The organism is Ruegeria sp. HKCCD6428, from assembly GCF_013110595.1.
In the GTDB taxonomy this organism is placed as follows: Bacteria; Pseudomonadota; Alphaproteobacteria; order Rhodobacterales; family Rhodobacteraceae; genus Ruegeria.
Genome location: NZ_WVQX01000002.1, coordinates 374,432 through 391,231, shown reverse-complemented (window position 1 = coordinate 391,231; position 16,800 = coordinate 374,432). Strand labels below are relative to the sequence as shown.

Annotated in this window: 14 protein-coding genes; 13 read left to right on the top strand and 1 reads right to left on the bottom strand. The window is 57.4% G+C overall.

Annotation, left to right across the window (positions count from 1 at the left end):
- Positions 1-31 precede the first annotated feature (31 nt).
- Complete coding sequence (locus tag GS620_RS07140; RefSeq protein WP_171614887.1) at positions 32-220, top strand: hypothetical protein; 189 nt, start codon at positions 32-34, stop codon at positions 218-220.
- 45 nt (positions 221-265) lie between these two features.
- Here GS620_RS07140 and GS620_RS07135 read toward each other — a convergent pair whose 3' ends face one another.
- Positions 266-2,230 (bottom strand): CocE/NonD family hydrolase, encoded by a 1,965-nt coding sequence (locus GS620_RS07135; RefSeq protein WP_171614885.1) that lies wholly within the window; start codon positions 2,228-2,230, stop codon positions 266-268.
- A gap of 166 nt (positions 2,231-2,396) precedes the next feature.
- Between GS620_RS07135 and GS620_RS07130 the strand changes: the two genes are divergently transcribed.
- The 12 genes from GS620_RS07130 (at position 2,397) to GS620_RS07075 (ending at position 16,596) form a co-directional block, all read left to right on the top strand.
- A complete protein-coding gene (locus tag GS620_RS07130; RefSeq protein WP_171118256.1) occupies positions 2,397-3,059 on the top strand; it encodes a helix-turn-helix domain-containing protein in 663 nt (220 codons plus the stop codon).
- A complete protein-coding gene (locus GS620_RS07125; protein WP_171614883.1) occupies positions 3,056-5,095 on the top strand; it encodes an NADH:flavin oxidoreductase in 2,040 nt (679 codons plus the stop codon). Before GS620_RS07130 ends, GS620_RS07125 begins: the two co-directional genes overlap by 4 nt.
- A gap of 108 nt (positions 5,096-5,203) precedes the next feature.
- Complete coding sequence (locus GS620_RS22255; protein WP_171118251.1) at positions 5,204-5,896, top strand: XRE family transcriptional regulator; 693 nt, start codon at positions 5,204-5,206, stop codon at positions 5,894-5,896.
- A gap of 93 nt (positions 5,897-5,989) precedes the next feature.
- On the top strand, positions 5,990-7,549 hold the full coding sequence (locus GS620_RS07115) for an ABC transporter substrate-binding protein (RefSeq protein WP_171614881.1): 1,560 nt from the start codon (positions 5,990-5,992) through the stop codon (positions 7,547-7,549).
- A 56-nt stretch (positions 7,550-7,605) separates the two neighbouring features.
- The gene (locus GS620_RS07110; RefSeq protein ID WP_171118247.1) at positions 7,606-8,550 is read left to right on the top strand and encodes an ABC transporter permease; all 945 of its coding nucleotides are present in this window, start codon (positions 7,606-7,608) and stop codon (positions 8,548-8,550) included.
- Complete coding sequence (locus GS620_RS07105; protein ID WP_367396971.1) at positions 8,531-9,409, top strand: ABC transporter permease; 879 nt, start codon at positions 8,531-8,533, stop codon at positions 9,407-9,409. The genes GS620_RS07110 and GS620_RS07105 overlap by 20 nt, the downstream gene beginning before the upstream one ends.
- A complete protein-coding gene (locus GS620_RS07100) occupies positions 9,409-10,395 on the top strand; it encodes an ABC transporter ATP-binding protein (RefSeq protein ID WP_171614879.1) in 987 nt (328 codons plus the stop codon). The genes GS620_RS07105 and GS620_RS07100 overlap by 1 nt, the downstream gene beginning before the upstream one ends.
- Complete coding sequence (locus tag GS620_RS07095) at positions 10,392-11,393, top strand: ABC transporter ATP-binding protein (protein WP_171614877.1); 1,002 nt, start codon at positions 10,392-10,394, stop codon at positions 11,391-11,393. Before GS620_RS07100 ends, GS620_RS07095 begins: the two co-directional genes overlap by 4 nt.
- Positions 11,390-13,408: a CocE/NonD family hydrolase gene (locus GS620_RS07090; protein ID WP_171614875.1), complete on the top strand. Its 2,019-nt coding sequence runs from the start codon at positions 11,390-11,392 to the stop codon at positions 13,406-13,408. Before GS620_RS07095 ends, GS620_RS07090 begins: the two co-directional genes overlap by 4 nt.
- Positions 13,409-13,437: 29 nt before the next feature.
- Positions 13,438-14,292, top strand: a complete 855-nt coding sequence (locus tag GS620_RS07085) for an alpha/beta fold hydrolase (RefSeq protein ID WP_171363260.1) — start codon at positions 13,438-13,440, stop codon at positions 14,290-14,292.
- Between the two features lie 16 nt (positions 14,293-14,308).
- Positions 14,309-15,772, top strand: coding sequence for a M81 family metallopeptidase (locus tag GS620_RS07080; RefSeq protein ID WP_171614873.1), 1,464 nt, complete (start codon positions 14,309-14,311; stop codon positions 15,770-15,772).
- A 143-nt stretch (positions 15,773-15,915) separates the two neighbouring features.
- On the top strand, positions 15,916-16,596 hold the full coding sequence (locus GS620_RS07075; RefSeq protein ID WP_171615308.1) for an IS6 family transposase: 681 nt from the start codon (positions 15,916-15,918) through the stop codon (positions 16,594-16,596).
- Positions 16,597-16,800 lie beyond the last annotated feature (204 nt).

Genomic DNA, 16,800 nt, shown 5'->3' with positions numbered 1-16,800 from the left:
CGCTCAAGATACAAGCCAAACGGCAGTCGCAATGACGGTTGAATCTCATTGGCTGATCGTAAGCGCATTAACAACCGCAAAGCCAGGAGGGGATACGATTTATGAAGCCTCTGCACTGTCAGGCTTTGCTGCCGCCGCGCACTATGGTGATATTTGCACTTCGCAGAACCAACGACGTTTCTACTTGATTGCAACCAGTGCCGAGACATTGAAAACCTGAAATACTGCTAACAATGGTTGGAGGAAACCACTTGCGCTGCATTGATTAAGATTTACGCCAGTGCCGTGTCATGAAGATTTCTTTGTTCCATATAACAATCAGTTCAGCATCCACCGTCGTATGCCCAAGCGATGAACACGCAGTCAAAGCAACTGAAACCTCTGCGGTTCCGTCAGGCCGTTCAAAAATCATTTTGTGATCAACGTTTGTCTCCTGCTCGACGACATCCGAGGTCTTCAATCTATGCACCATGCCTGTTTCGTAGCTAAAAACAGTACCCATCTGAGGGAATGCAGTCTTCACCAGTGGTTGGCGCCAGCCCATCTCGATACAGTTGTCACGGGTTTTTTTCCAGCGTGTCAGCCTGTCAGCAGCAGAAGTGAAATGCGATTTCTCTTCTGGCAAATCTTCTGCAGGCGGAAGAGGTTCGCTTAAGTCGGAAGGCTTATTGGCCATCAAAGGAAGAACAAGTTCTCCATCATCCAGACTCAGGTCACCTTTCGGTGCCGCCGCGTGAATGAGCGGCCAGTAAGACGAAGAGAACGCAAGACGGATGCGATGTCCTTTGCGGATGCGGTAGGCGGTTGAATGAAAACGGATGTCTGCGTTAAATGCATCGGTTTTTGCCGAGGGCGAAATGCGATCCAGGTTCTCGTCCAGCGACAGATTCCTGACGCCATAGGTTATACGTGCCGACACGCCGTCAGAATTTACATCACTGAGTCTTGCGATAATCTGATTTGGTTGGTCTTTCGTTTCTCCATGTAATCTCAAAACGACCGACCCATAGATTATCAGATCCTCTGTAAGAGGCGCTGTTTCGAAAACCAAAGAACGGGAATCATCAAAGTTTTGATCAAGGGGTAGACCGCCGGCTCGGCCAAAATACCCTGTATCCCCTGCGCTTTGCCCCACCGTCGGATCTGCTGGAACGATCCACCGCCCGTGGTTGGTATTGGATTTTAGTGAAGACAGGGAAATTTCCTGAACTTTTGTTTCTTGGATCGTTGGGCCACTTTCTATCCATTTCCCTGTGGCCATGGATAAAAAATCCTGCGGATCAACGTATTCGCGTAACCAAACCCGAAGCCGCGGCCAGTTTGGCGTTTGAGACGTGTCTGACTTCAGCCAGTGATCCCACCAATCCAGAGCCAGTTTCTGAAACCCGACGGCGGGTCCGGGCGACCCTTGATCTGGATAGTGGTGACCCCAAGGGCCGACCACCCCCCAAACCCGGGTGGGTCGCGCATCAACCAGAGACATTACCGAATTGGAATAGCGATCGCTCCACCCTCCGATAGCCAGAACCGGGACAGAAAGTGCATTTGCTTGATGAATGACAGAACCGTGTCGCCAGTATTGCCCCCTACCATCCTCGCGCAGCCAGTTTTCCAATGGAAACGTAAGGTTCTCAATTCTCTCTTTCCACAGCGCTTTCCAATCTGTCCCGACATTTGCCGTTGGAGGCGAGGCAAGAATAGCCGGAAGCGTCGCACCCCATTCGAACGTATCCGACAAAACGCAACCGCCCATATAGTGGATGTCATCCTCAAAACGGTCATGGGTTGCGCAAACGGCGATCGCCGCCTTCAGTGCATCGGGTGCATTCACACTGGCCTGCAACGATGCCGTACCGCCCCAGGACGTGCCGAACATTCCCACACGGCCATTGCACCAAGGTTGCGCAGCCAGCCACTTGATCACTTGTCGCGCATCGTCCAGTTCAGCCTGCGCATACATATCCGGCATGTGCCCTTCGCTGTCGCCCGAGCCCCGCATGTCAACCCGAATGCAGGCGTAACCGTGGGCTGCAAAGTAGGGGTGGTTCCTTTCATCTCGCGCGCGCACCATGTCGGTTTTGCGGTACGGGATGTATTCCAAAATGGCAGGAACAGGCATCTGTGTTACCGGGCGCCACAGACGGCCTGCCAAACGTACGCCATCAGGCATTTCGATCCATAGATGGTCTGTCTCTGACACTTTGAAGGGATGATCGGTTTGATCGGTCATTTTGATCCGCCGCGTGGAATCCATGTCTGCCTCACTTCTGCAAATCCAGATCGAACATGCAATAGTTTCGTGCTATTCGCCCAAAAATAGAATTTGACTTTAAAATTCTAGTCTGCTTTCAATTTGGATAGAGTTTAACCACTCCACTCATTTTTCGGAGACCCGCATGTCATCTGACAAAGTTGTCGCCTTGCCATCCGCTATTTCTTCGCTGGGCAGCGAGGTTCGGCAATTACGCAAAGCCCGTCAGCTTACGCTGAAGCAACTGAGCGAAGAAGCGGGCATCTCCCTCAGCCACGTGTCGGCGATTGAGCGCGGGGTATCCAAGCCTTCTGTTGACGTATTGCAAACTATCGCCAGCGCACTCAGCGTCACGCCAGATTGGTTCTTTGCCCGCCGCGCTGGGGCGGGTCCAATGGAACAGGCTTTTGTTGTGCGCGCCCAGAACCGTCGAGCCCTGAATACCCTGTACGGTCAGGACGTGGCAGAGCTGGGCTATACCGATCATCTGCTGTCCAGCTCGATCGGAGGACAATTCTATATGGGCATGGCGGTCTACGCACCACATTCAGAACGCCCGGACGACCCTTTGCAAAAACACGAAGGCGAAGAGCACGGGCTGGTTTTGGAAGGCGAGCTGGAGATGCAGATCGGGGATGAGTTCATTACCCTGCGCGCCGGGGACAGTTACAGCTTTGACGCACGCATCCCGCACCATGCCCGCAACCGCACCGATCAGGTCTGTCGGTTGATCTGGGCCGTCTCACCTGTCGTCATTCCCAAGGATGTCGTCGCAACGCAGCCTTCTAACCGGGAAACGTCCTCATGAGCAGCGACGTCCTGTTGCAACCCTATCAACTGAAGCACCTGACCCTGAAAAACAGGATCATGACCACCAGTCATGAACCCGCCTATCCCGAAGACGGAATGCCCAAGGAACGCTATCGCGCCTATCACGAAATGCGAGCGAAAGCCGGCGTTGCGATGACGATGACCGCTGGCTCTGCCACCGTCAGCCGTGACAGCCCCCCGGTGTTCAACAATATCCTCGCCTACAAAGATGAGGTCGTGCGCTGGATGGGTGAATTGACGGATGCCTGCCACGCCCATGGCTGCGCCGTGATGATCCAGCTGACCCACCTGGGTCGGCGTACCGGTTGGAACAAAGGTGACTGGTTGCCGTCAGTTTCTCCATCGCACTACCGGGAACCCGCGCATCGGGCCTTTCCGAAGAAGATGGAAGACTTCGACATCGAGCGGATCGTGACCGACTATGCCGATGCGGCTGAACGCATGCAGGCCGCCGGATTGGACGGGATCGAGTTGCAGGCCTACGGGCATCTGCTGGACCAGTTCTGGTCGCCGCTGACCAACACGATGGACGCACCGTTCGGAGGTGATCTCGACAACCGGCTGCGCTTTGGCTTCATGGTACTGGATGCGATCCGCGACCGTGTAGGACCAGAGTTCATTGTCGGCGTTCGCTATACTGCCGATGAGGTTGAAAAGGGCGGCATCACCGAGGAAGAAGGGCTCGAGATCGCGCGCAGGCTGCGCGACAGCGTTCAAGTGGATTTCCTGAATGTCATTCGCGGGCGCATTCACACCGACCCTGCCATGACGGACGTGATCCCTGTGCAGGGCATGAAAAGCGCGCCGCATCTGGATTTCGCCGGGCGGGTGCGGGCCGAAACGGGCATGCCGACCTTCCATGCTTCGCGCATCCCTGACGTGGCGACGGCTAGACATGCGGTGTCCTCGGGGCTTTTGGATATGGTGGGGATGACCCGCGCGCACATGGCCGACCCGATGATCGTTTCCAAGGTTCAAGCCGGACAGGAAGATGACATCCGGCCCTGCGTCGGCGCGACCTATTGTTTGGATCGAATTTATCAAGCGGGCGAAGCGCTGTGTATCCACAACCCTGCCACCGGGCGTGAACTGACCATGCCGCATGTAATACCTGCGGCGGACACGCGCCGCCGGGCAGTCATCGTGGGCGCAGGCCCCGGGGGGTTGGAGGCCGCGCGGGTCGCCGCAGAACGCGGGCACGATGTCACCGTTCTGGAAGCCGCCCCCGAACCTGGTGGGCAGGTGCGCCTTACAGCACAATCCAAGCGTCGGGCCGAGATGATCGGGATCATCGATTGGCGCATGGCGCAATGTGCTGCGCGGGACGTTCAGTTTCAGTTCAACACATATGCCGAAGCCAGTGACGTGACCGCGCTGTCACCGGATATCGTCGTGATTGCGACCGGGGGCCTGCCGAATACAACGATCCTCGATTCGGGCCAAGAGCTGGCGGTATCCGCCTGGGATATCCTATCCGGCGACGTGCAGCCGGGCGAAAACGTGCTGATCTATGACGATGCAGGAGATCACCCCGCCCTGATGGCCGCCGAGGTCATCGCCGCCTCCGGCGCACGGGTCGAAATCATGACCCGTGACCGCAGCTTTGCGCCCGAGGTTATGGCAATGAATCTGGTGCCCTATATGCGCTCTTTGCAGAAAACCGGAGCCAAGTTTACCGTCGCACGAACGCTGCAAGCGATCGAAAAATCAGGCAATCAGCTGCAAGCCCATATCGGCACAGACTATTCTGATCTGGTCGAAAAAAAGGAATATGATCAAGTGGTTGTCAATCAAGGCACGCAGCCTCTGGACGATCTCTATTTTGATCTTAAACCTCTGTCGCGCAATCGCGGAGCGGTGAATCAGGGTGCGCTTGTCTCCGGCACAGGCGGCCTGTTTCCGCAACCCAATCCCAGCGCCAGATTTGACCTGTATCGCATCGGTGACGCCGTATCGGCACGCAACATTCACGCAGCTATCTACGACGCCCTGCGTATGGGCATCCAATGGTAGCAAGCGCAGGGAGGCAGCGCCAATACAGGAATTTTGAATAATTTTTCTTGCGGAAAAGAAAAACAAACGTAGGATTTCCGACATACCCAGCGAGCGTAGGGAGGATTCGTGAGCCAGGGCAAATCGAAAAAACAAACCCGCACCGCCAGCGAAGAGGGCCTTGCAGCCTTCGGTGCCGAGGTGCGCCAGCTGCGCAAAGCGCGCCAGATGACCCTGGCCGAGCTTGCGACCAGCAGCGGTGTTTCGATCAGCCATCTCAGCGCGATCGAGCGCGGAACCGTCAGCGCGTCTCTCAACAAGATCTCGCGCATTGCCGATGCTCTTGGCGTCCCTGAGGAATGGTTTTTCAACCACCGCCCCGGTTCTGGCCCGTTGGAGCGCGCCTATGTCGTGCGCCAGTCCAACCGACGGAACCTGAACATGCTGTATGACGAACCGGCCGAGCAATCGGGTTATGCCGATCAGTTACTGTCCAGCTCCATCGGCGGTGGGTTTTGTATGGGCGTCTCGGACTACCGCCCTTATTCCGAACAGGTCGTAGACCAATATTTCTCGCGCGATGGCGAGATGCACGGGGTCATTCTGGACGGTGAGCTGGAACTGGTGCTCGAGGACGAAACCGTAACCTTGCGCACCGGTGACAGTTTCAGCTTTCCCGGAGACATTCTTCACGTCCTGCGCAACGTATCCAATCAACCTGCGCGCATGATCTGGGTGAACTCACCCGTGATCATTCCAAGATTCTCAGCGCTCGGCGTTGATGAGCAACTGCCACAGTCACACAAGAAAAAGAACGGATAACGCCTGCTGGCACCTGAAGTCGCGGGCACGCCTGCCCGCAAGCAACCAAACCGGACAGATGCCCGGATACGAAGACAAACAGGGAGTAAGCAAATGAGTTCGATTTTCAAAGGGGACGTTTCCCGACGCTCCGTTCTGGCCGGTGCCGGTGCATTGGGCGCAGCCAGCCTCGCATTTCCCCATATGGCAGTTAGTGCCGATGGCTCAGTTCTGACCATCCGATCCTATAGCGATTTGCAAGTGCTGGACCCGGCCTTCTGGCTGGCTCTGCCCGAGGCCGACATCATGCGGTCGATCTATGCCCCGCTGGTCTCAAACCAACAGGGCGATGAGTGGAACTGGCGGCCCGTTGCTGTTGAAAGCATCGAACAGCTAGACGATCTGACCATCGCCTTCAAACTGCGCGACAATATCGGTTTCACGGATGGTTTTGGTCAGATGACCGCCGATGACGTGAAGTTCTCGATCGAGCGTATCGCTGACCCAGCGAATGAAAGCCCCTATGCGGGTGACTGGAGCGCGCTGAAAGAGGTGGAAGTAAAAGACACCCTTTCGGGCCTGATTCATCTGAAAAACAAATTCGTGCCGCTGTGGACAACCACGCTGCCGACCCCCGCCTCCTGTATCGTTTCGCGCAACGCAGTCGAGGAAATCGGCGGAAAGATCGGGTCTGATCCGGTCGCGCAATCTGGCCAGTACATTCTGACTGAATGGGTTCCCAAGCAGAAAACCGTTCTAAAGCGCAACCCGGATTGGGCTTATGAACCTGGCGGGTATGAGGAAATCCACATCCTGCCCATTGAGGACCCCTCGACCGCCGAGCTGGGTTTTGAAGCTGGTGATCTGGACTACACCTGGACTTCGGTATCCTCTCTGCCGCGGCTTAAGGAAAACCCGCCGGCGGGATCGGTTGTCGAGGAAAAACCTTCGCTGGCCTATGTATGGCTGGGCATGAACAAGGACAACGAAGCACTGAAAGACGTTCGCATCCGCCGTGCCATTCAGCACGCGATTGACCGGCAGACTGTGGTTGACGCGGCCTATTTCGGCGCAGCGGCCGTGGGCAACGGTATCATCGCCCCTGGCCTGCCGGGCAGCCGGGATAGCGTGACATACGACTACGACCCCGATAAAGCGCGCGAACTGCTGGCCGAAGCGGGTGCGGAAGGCATGACCGTCACGCTCGACATCCTGAACCAGTCCGAACGCCTAACGGCGGCTCAGGTCATACAGGCCAATCTGGCCGATGTGGGGATCACCTGCGAGATCAAGCAAAATGACAGTGGGACGTTCTGGACGCTTGGTTCCAAGGACGGCGACTATTTCATGGATCTTCAGTTGGTACTCAGCCGGTTTTCGATGAACCCTGACCCAAGCTGGGCGACGGTCTGGTTCACGCCGGAACAGGTTGGCGTTTGGAACTGGGAACGGTTCAACAACGCGGAATACAAGGCGCTGCACGAAGAAGGTCTGGTCGAAAGCGATCCGGCCAAGCGCGATGAGATCTACAAGAAGATGCAAGGTCTTATGGATGAAAGTGGCTGCTATGTCTTCCTGACGCACGAAGTGGTCGGCCTGATCCACAAGGATACGGTCAATCCGGGCCTGAAGCCGAATGGCGAGCCGCTGCTGCCGCTGTTCAAACGCGCCTGATCCACGCAAACGGGCGGCGTATGGCCGCCGCCCGCACGGCCTTTTGGGGGGCGCGTATGCTGAGCTATTTTTTCAAACGGCTTGGGCTGGCTGCCGCGATCGTTTCGGTCGCCATGTTCCTGCTGTTTTGTATGATCTACCTGATCCCCGGCGACCCGGCCTCGGTTGCGCTGGGGCCCAGGGCAACCGAGGAAATGCGCGCCGCCCTGCGCGAAAAAATGGGGCTGAACCAGCCGGTTCTGGTTCAGTTCTGGAATTTTTACATCGGGGCCTGGACAGGTGATTTAGGGGATGAGGTTCTGTCGGGTCGTCCCGTCACTACCGTCGTGTTTGAGCAGCTGCCCTACACGCTGGCCCTGATCGTCGGCGGCATCACATGGTCCGTCGCGCTTGGTATCCCGCTGGGCTGCTGGGCTGCGGTCAGCCGAGGCAGCTGGGCCGACCGGATCGTTGGCATCCTGTCCGTTGCAGTGATTGCCGTGCCCTCGTTCGTGATCGCGATCTATGCGCTGCTGATCTTTGCCGTTGAATTGCGCTGGCTACCTGCCATTGGCGCAGGCGAACCCGGCAATCTCGGCGATCAACTCACGCACCTGGTCCTGCCTTCGCTGGCGGTTGGTCTGGGCTGGGTCGGCTATATTGCCCGCATGGTGCGCGCCTCTATGCTCGAAGTGCTTGAGGCCAGCCATATCCGCACCGCCCGCGCCTTTGGCCTGCCGGATCGAACGATCACCTACCGCTATGCCCTGTCGATTGCGATCCTGCCCACGGTCACGTTGCTGGGCGTGGGCATCGGTCAGATGCTCTCGTCGGCAGTCTTTGCCGAGATCGTCTTTGCCCGCCCCGGCGTCGGCAAGCTGGTCTATGACGCCATCCTGACCCGCAACTTCCCCATCGTGACAGGAACCGTTTTGATCACGACTGTCCTGTTCGTTCTGCTCAATCTGTTGGCAGACCTCATCATCGGAGCTTTGGATCCCCGTGTCAGAAGCAGTTTCTAACCCCGCCCCCGGGCGCATGGCCGAGCTGTGGCGCCCGATCCGCAAAATCCTGCGTGAACCGCTGGGCGCGCTGGGACTATTCCTTGTGCTGTTTGTCATCTTTGGCGCCGTGTTTGCCGATTTTCTCACCAGCTGGGACCCGACGAAAATCAACCCGCGTGACCGGTTCCAAGGTCCGAGCGCGCAGCATCTGATGGGCACAGATCAACTGGGCCGGGATCTGTTTGCCCGGGTGCTGCATGGCGGACGGATTGCGCTTTTTGTGGCTTTGGTCTCGACTGCTGTGTCGCTGGTGATAGGCATCGTTCTGGGCTTGATCGCGGGCTATGGGCCGCGTTGGCTGGACAATCTGATGATCCTTTTGTTCGACGCAATGAAAAGCTTTCCGACCGTCATGCTGGCCCTTGCGCTGGTCACGCTTATGGGGCCGTCGCTGACCGCCGTTATGGTCGTCGTTGTTCTGGTCACCGTGCCCGGTTACGCGCGGATCATTCGCACTCAGACTATCGCGTTGAAGACGTCAGAATATGTCACGGCGGCGCAAAGCATGGGCGCTTCTTCGGCGCGTATCCTGCGGGTGCACATTCTGCCGAACGTCATCGGTCCGCTGGTTATCCTCGCATCGATGGACATCCCGGTCGTCATCGGCATCGAAGCAGGGATGAGTTTTCTGGGCCTCGGAGTGCGCCCCCCGACCCCAAGCTGGGGCTCGATCCTGAATGACGGTTTCACCAATATCCGCGATACTGCCTGGATCGCGATTGCTGGCGGCGTGCCGATCATCATCACAACGCTGGGCTTTACCTTTTTGGGCGAGACGCTGCGGGACGTATTCGATCCCCGGCTGAAAGGACGCTGATGACCACGCTGCGCATAGAAAATCTGAACGTCAGCTTCTCGACCGAGGCCGGACCGCTGCACGCGTTGAAAAACGTCAGCTTCGATGTGCCCGAAAACCGGATTGTCGGTATCGTGGGCGAATCTGGCTGCGGGAAATCCACCCTGATCAACGCCATTCTTGGATTGCTGGCCGACAATGGCAGCATCGACAGCGGATCGATCCTGTTTGAGGGGCAGGATGAGCTGACCACCCTGCCCCCGTCGCGCATGCGGGACCTGCGCGGCCCGCGCATCGCAACCGTGTTTCAGGACCCGATGGGCGCGCTGAACCCTGTGATCTCGGTCGGCAAACAGATGCTGAACATTCAGTATCGCTCGCCCCTTTCAAAGGACGAAAAGCTAAGCCGCGCGGTCGAGATGCTGGAATTGGTGCGCATCCCCGATGCCCGTGCGGCGCTGGCGCGGTATCCGCACCAGTTCTCGGGAGGGATGAAGCAACGCATCGCCATCGCCATGGCCTTGATGATGGAGCCCGCTCTGCTGATCGCGGACGAACCCACAACGGCGCTGGATGCGACGCTTGAGGTTACGACAATCGAACTTCTCAAGGACCTTCAGCAAAAGATCGGCTGTTCAGTCATGTTCATCTCGCACCATCTGGGTGTCATCGCCGAGCTTTGTGACGATGTCGTGGTGATGTACGCCGGGGAAGTGGTCGAGCGCGGTACCGTCCGTCAGATATTCCAGGAACCACGCCATCCCTACACAGCGCGGCTGCTGGAATGCGACCCTGCGCGGCAAAGCGAACGCACGCGGCACTTGCCGACGATACCCGGAGAAATCCCCGATCTGCGCGCACGGCCCGCGGGCTGCATCTTTGCCAACCGCTGTGACCGGGTAAGCGACGCGTGTTCGGCCCCGCCACCTGACAAGGACATCGGGGAAGGCCATGTCGCCCGCTGCTTTGTCGCGGACACACCAGCAGAAACCGGAGTGACAGCATGAGCAGCGATCCGATTCTCAACGTCGAAGATGTTCAGGTCTCGTTTCCGGTCGGCGGACTGGGACGCCGCAGCGCGATCCTGGGTGTGGCAGGGGTGAGTTTTGAGGTCAACCGCGGCGAGACCTTTGCCCTGGTTGGCGAAAGCGGTTCTGGCAAAACAACGCTTGCGCGGGCCGTGAACGGTTTGCAGGAGATTAGCGCCGGCGCCATCACTTTTGAGAACCAGCGCATCGACGAGTTGGACCGAAAGGCGATGAAGCCCGTTCGCAAACGCATGTCGATGATGTTTCAGGACCCGGTAGGCTCCCTCTCGCCCCGCATGACCGTCGGCGATCTGGTGACTGAACCTTTCCGAATTCACGGTATAGAAGGGCGCAATCTGCGGGAAGAAGCTGACCGCCTGCTGACACTAGTGGGTTTGCCGACCAGCTTCGCGTCGCGTTTCCCGCATCAGCTGTCGGGTGGACAGGCCCGACGTGTCGGCGTCGCGCGCGCCATTGCGCTGGACCCGGCGCTGATCATCGCGGATGAACCCACTGCGGGCCTTGATGTGTCGGTGCAGGGCGAAGTTTTGAACCTGCTGAATGATCTGCGCGAACGGCTGGGTCTGGCGATGGTGATCATCACCCATAACCTGCATGTGGTACATCATGTGGCGGACAGAACCGCAGTCATGTATCTGGGCCGCTTTGTCGAGGCCGGAGACACCGAACAGGTGTTCAGTGCGCCTCAACACCCCTATACGGCGGCGCTTCTGTCAGCCAACCCCGAGCCCGACCCGGACAAGACACATGACCGGATCACGCTGCCGGCCGAAGTCCCCTCGTTGCTGGCCCGCCCATCGGGATGCGAGTTCCACACCCGCTGCCCATGGGCGCAATCGCGATGCAGTGTGGATGCGCCGGAGCGGCAGGTTGCAAACGGGCGCGCTGTCGCCTGTCATTTCCCTTTGGAACCCGGCGCCCGCCCGCCAGAACTAGCAGAAAAGGCAGCGTCATGAACGATATCGAGGTCATTGAAACCGTTTGGATTCCAATGCCTGACGGAACCAAGCTTGCTGCCCGGCTCTGGCTGCCCGAAACAGCCAGAACTTCACCGATGCCCTGTATCCTTGAATATATCCCCTACCGGCGTCGGGATCGCACGCGTATGCGCGATGAAAGCATGCACCCGCATTTCGCAGCCGCCGGGTACGCCTCAATCCGCGTCGACATAAGAGGGTATGGCGACAGTGAAGGCGTGTCCGAGGATGAGTATTCCCACCAGGAAATCCAGGACGGCCATGACATTGTCCAATGGATAGCCGATCAGGACTGGTGCGACGGAAATGTCGGCATGTTCGGCAAAAGTTGGGGGGCGTATAACGCGTTCCAAGTTGCGGCGACCCGGCCCCCGGCACTTAAGGCAATCGCTCCGGTGATGGGCACGGATGACCGATGGCGCGAGGATATTCACTTCTACGGCGGCTGTTTGGCCAATGACAATTTCTGGTGGGGCTCAATCATGCAGCTCTACAACGCTATGCCGCCGGACCCCGAAATTGTCGGAGCTGATCGCTGGCTCGACATGTGGCGCGAACGTTTGGAAGGCGCTGAATTCTGGCCCGCCATGTGGCTGGAACACCAAACCCACGACGAAATGTGGCGACGTGGTTCGATCTGCGAGAATTACTCTGACCTACAGGTACCGGTCTACTTCTTTGGCGGCTGGATGGATCTGTATCGGGACACGCCCTTCCGCATTGCAGAACACCTCGGCGGACCAGTCAAAATCCTGATGGGACCTTGGGCGCATCTTTACCCACATGAAGGGGTGCCCGGCCCCAAGGCCGATTTTGTCGGCGAGTTAATCCGTTTCTGGGATCATTGGCTGAAAGGGATCGACACGGGGTTAATGGATGAACCCCCATTGCGGTTTTTCTTGCAGGACAGCGCGGCGCCTTCGGGGACCCATCTGCAACGCACGGGGCGCTGGGTTGAAGAACCGTCTTGGCCGTCGCCCAATATCGCCGAGCAAACGTTCTGGCTGAATGACCAAACTCTGGGCGAAACGGCACAGTCAGGGACTGCGATGTCCATCTGCTCGCCACAGAGCTTCGGTGCCGCTGCGGGCGATATGTGCTCTTTCGCCATTCCCGGCGATATGGCAGAGGATTGCCGGATCGACGCTGGGGGGGCATTACAGTTCAAGGGGTCACCCCTGACCGAACCGCTGGACTTATTGGGTCAGCCCAGCGTTGACCTGACGGTGTCGGCGGATCAGACGCAAGCCTATGTCGCCGTGCTGCTGGTGGATGAGGCCCCGGACGGCGCGCAAACGCTGATCGCGCGGGGATTTTGCAATCTCAACCACCGCGACAGCGACACCCAACCTACGCCGATCACGCCCGGCGAAGACATGACCGTTACGGTTCCCTTGTACGGAACCGGCTATCATGTTCCCGAAGGCCACCGCATCACATTGCAAATCGCCTCAGCCTATTGGCCTGTTCTGTGGCCTGCGCCACAGCCGGTGACACTCATGATCAAGTCCGGCATGTCCCGGCTGACCCTGCCGATCAGAGTCCAGCCTGACGGCAGCGCCGAGCCGCGTCCGCTGCCGGAACCGGAGCCCCCAAACGCGGCCCCGCGAAAAACCCATGTTCGCAATGGCTCAATGGAACGCTCGGTCCACACTGATCTGACGAATGGCGAAGTGACCCACCGGTTCTTTCTGGATGGCGGTGTATTTGGTCCGGTCGGAGATTTCCGTCTTGACGACATCGGAACGGTGCTCAGCGATGTGTCCGACCGGCGCTACACGATCCACCCCGGCGATCCCTTGTCTGCCGCCGCCACAATGGAGCAAACAGCCGGTTTCGATCGGGACGGCTGGTCCGCGAAAATCTGGACCTATTCCGAGCAACGGGCAACGGCAACCGAGTTTCACCTGACCTCACGCCTAAAAGCCTGGTCAGGTGGTGAACTCATTTTCGAAGAAGAAAAGACGCACACCATTCCCCGCAACGGAATGTAGCGCATCCTTGCGGCCACAGGAGCCTTCCAATGTCAGTCTTCCCCGAATTTGGTCCAAAATCAGAAACACATCAATTGACCATGGGCGGCGTCACCATGCGAGTCGTCGTTGAAGGCGAAGGGCCTCCGGTCGTGTTCGTCCCCGGCGGAGATCAGACGGCTGAGGCTTATTCCGAACAATTCTCGTGCCTGTCAGATCACTTTAAATGCATCACTTATGATCCACGCGGCGCGGGTGACACGCAATCGCCCCCTCCGCCCTGGTCGATGCAGGATTACGCGACCGATTGCGCTGCGGTGATTGATGCATTCGCTGGTGGTCAGGCCGCTGTCTGCGGGTTGTCACTGGGCGGGCTGGTCACGCAGCAAACCGCAATCGACTTCCCGGAAAAGGTGCGGCTGGCAATTCCGATGGGCACCTCGGCCTATATCGACGGGTTCACTCGCGACTGGATGCAGGCCGAGATCGACCTGCGCAAGGACGGCATCACTCTGCCTGATTATTTCCTGGCCCCGCACTATGCCGTTTACGCCTTTCCGGCCAAAGCGCTGCACGAGCCTGAGCTTTGGGAGCAGCTCAAAGCCTCCTACACCGAGCGTTTTCGGAATCGCGACCCGCAGGCAACAATTGATCAGTGGGAAGCCTGTCTGAAATTCGACTGTCGTGAAGGGTTGAAAACCTGCCCGGTCCCGATGCATGTCATCGCCTTTTCCGAGGATGTTCAAACCGCTCCGGTCATGTGCAAGGTGGTTTCTGATCTTGCGCCGAACGGCGTGTTCCATGAAATTCCTGGCTTGGGTCATGTTTCGATGACCCGCCACAAACCAGAAATCGTGGCGGCAAAACTGCGTGAGATTTTGACCGCCGAATTGGTGCAGCAATAAGCGGCTGAAGAGTCAGATGAGAATTGCTATCGCAGGATTTCAACACGAAACCAATACCTTCGTCGCCACTCCAACGAAGCTGAGCGATTTTGAGCAGTCAGACAGCTGGCCGGAAATGCTTTGGGGTCAAGACGTTCTGAACATAACCCAAGGTATGAACCTGCCCATAGCCGGTTTCGCAAAAACTGCCTTGGCGGATGGGGTCGAATTACAACCTATCCTGTGGTGCGCTGCTGAACCGTGTGGCAAGGTTGCGGATCACGCCTTTGATACCATTGCCGGACATATTACCAATGCGCTTGCGAACATGACGCAGCTTGATGGGGTCTACCTGGACCTGCATGGGGCCATGGTCACAGAGTCTTTGGATGATGGGGAGGGAGAGCTGTTGTCGCGGATCAGACAGGTCGTCGGTCCGGACCTGCCGCTTGTTGCAAGCCTCGATATGCATGCCAATATCTCGAGGCAAATGGTGGATCTGTCGGACGCGATGACCATTTTCCGCACCTATCCGCATCTCGACATGGCAGAAACAGGCGCGCGGGCCTTTCGAATGATGCGCGACATCTGCACAAATGGCCCGCCCGCAAAAGCGTGGCGTCAAGGGGAGTATCTGATCCCGCTGCACAGCCAGTATACTGAAGTCGCCCCCGCCAAAACGCTTTACGCCGCGTTGGATGTCTTCGACGGGCCAAACGCGCGCCTGGTTGAACTCGCCGTTGGGTTTACTGCAGCGGATACGGCCGATTGTGGACCATCTGTCCTGGCTTACGGCGTGTCACAATCCGATGCCGATGCAATGGCCGCGCAGATATTCGAAAAGCTTCAAGCGGCGGAAACGCAGTTCGATACGTCTCTGCTTTGTCCGAAAGATGCTGTTGAAACTGCACGGCATGCAAATGGCAAAGGGCCTGTAGTAATCGCTGATGTGCAGGACAATCCGGGGGCTGGAGCGTCGGCCGACACGACAGGATTGCTACGTGAGTTGATGCAACAAAACGCCCCCTCGGCCATTCTCGGGTTGCTGAACGACCCGCAACTGGCGGCAAAGGCCCACGAATTGGGCGAAGGCGCGGAACTCGAGGCCGAGATTGGTGGTCGAGGTCCCGGCGACGTTCCTTTCGCCTCAAAGGTGCGCGTGCATCACTTAAGCGATGGCCGATGTCGTTATTCGGGCGAAATGTATGGCGGCGGCGTTGCTACGATGGGTCCGTCGGCCGCCTTACAGCTGATTGGAACGCAAATCCATGTCCTTGTCACCAGCATTCGAAATCAGTGTCTGGATCTGGCGCAAATACGTTTGTTCAACCTGGAACCGGCAGACGCTCGGATACTATGTGTCAAAAGCACAACCCACTTCCGAGCCGACTTTGAACCCATCGCGCAAAAAGTCTTGAAATGTGCCGTACGGGGGCAGTTTCCGTGTCAGCTCAAGGATGTCAGGTATACCAAGCTGCGACCGGGCGTACGCATAATATGAGGGTACCGAAGCACCTCAGCGTCGTCTCCGCAACAGTACGAAACGGATCTGTTGCAAAGGGATCTGTTGCAAGTTTTTGGCTGTTGACGAGGTCAGATGCTGCGGGTGAATGGCTTTCGGCAAAATTAGTCGAAAGTCAGTTCATGATTTCCTTCAAAGGCGCGCAATATCCGAAGGATGTGATCCTGTTCGCGGTGTTTTTCTATGTCCGATACGGTGTGTCTTACCGGGATCTGGAAGAAATCATGACCGAGCGCGGTGTTTCAGTGGATCACACCACGCTAAACCGATGGGTAACACGGTATTCTGGTGCAATCGCTGAGGTAGCACGTCGCCGCAAAGGGCCGTGTGATCGTTCGTGGAGAATGGACGAAACTTACATCAAAGTTAAAGGTGCGTGGGTTTACCTCTATCGAGCTGTCGACAAACACGGGAAAACACTTGATTTCATGCTTTCCCCGCGCCGAAACAAACCAGCCGCCACCAAGTTCTTCGCCAAGATGTTGGAGATCAATGGATTGCCGAGAAAGATTGTGATCGACAAGAGCGGTGCCAACACCGCAGGCGTTAAGGCCATCAACAAAATGCTCAAAGGCTTTGGTTGCCCGATCCCAAATGAGATGGTGAGGCGGAAATACTTGAACAATATCGTGGAACAGGACCACCGTTTCATCAAGAGACGCACGCGGCCAATGCTGGGGTTCAAGGCCTTTGCTTCAGCAGCGGCAACGCTCGACGGAATCGAAGTGTCGCACATGATCCGCAAGGGGCAACTCACGCCCGGACTCTGCCCATTTCAGCAGTTCGCTGAGCTCGCCACCTGACTTACAAGCGATTTCTGAAACAACTCAACGCGCTCAAATCTTTGCAACAAAACCCATCAAACTGCGCCCATTGGCATTCCCGGTTCTCCTGCAAGAGAAGCCTGAACTCAAGGAATTTGAGATTTCCCGGAATGATCTAAGAGAATATGCCAGTGATAAGGTCGATCGCAAGGGGAGAAAGACCGAAATATTGTTTTCCAAGCG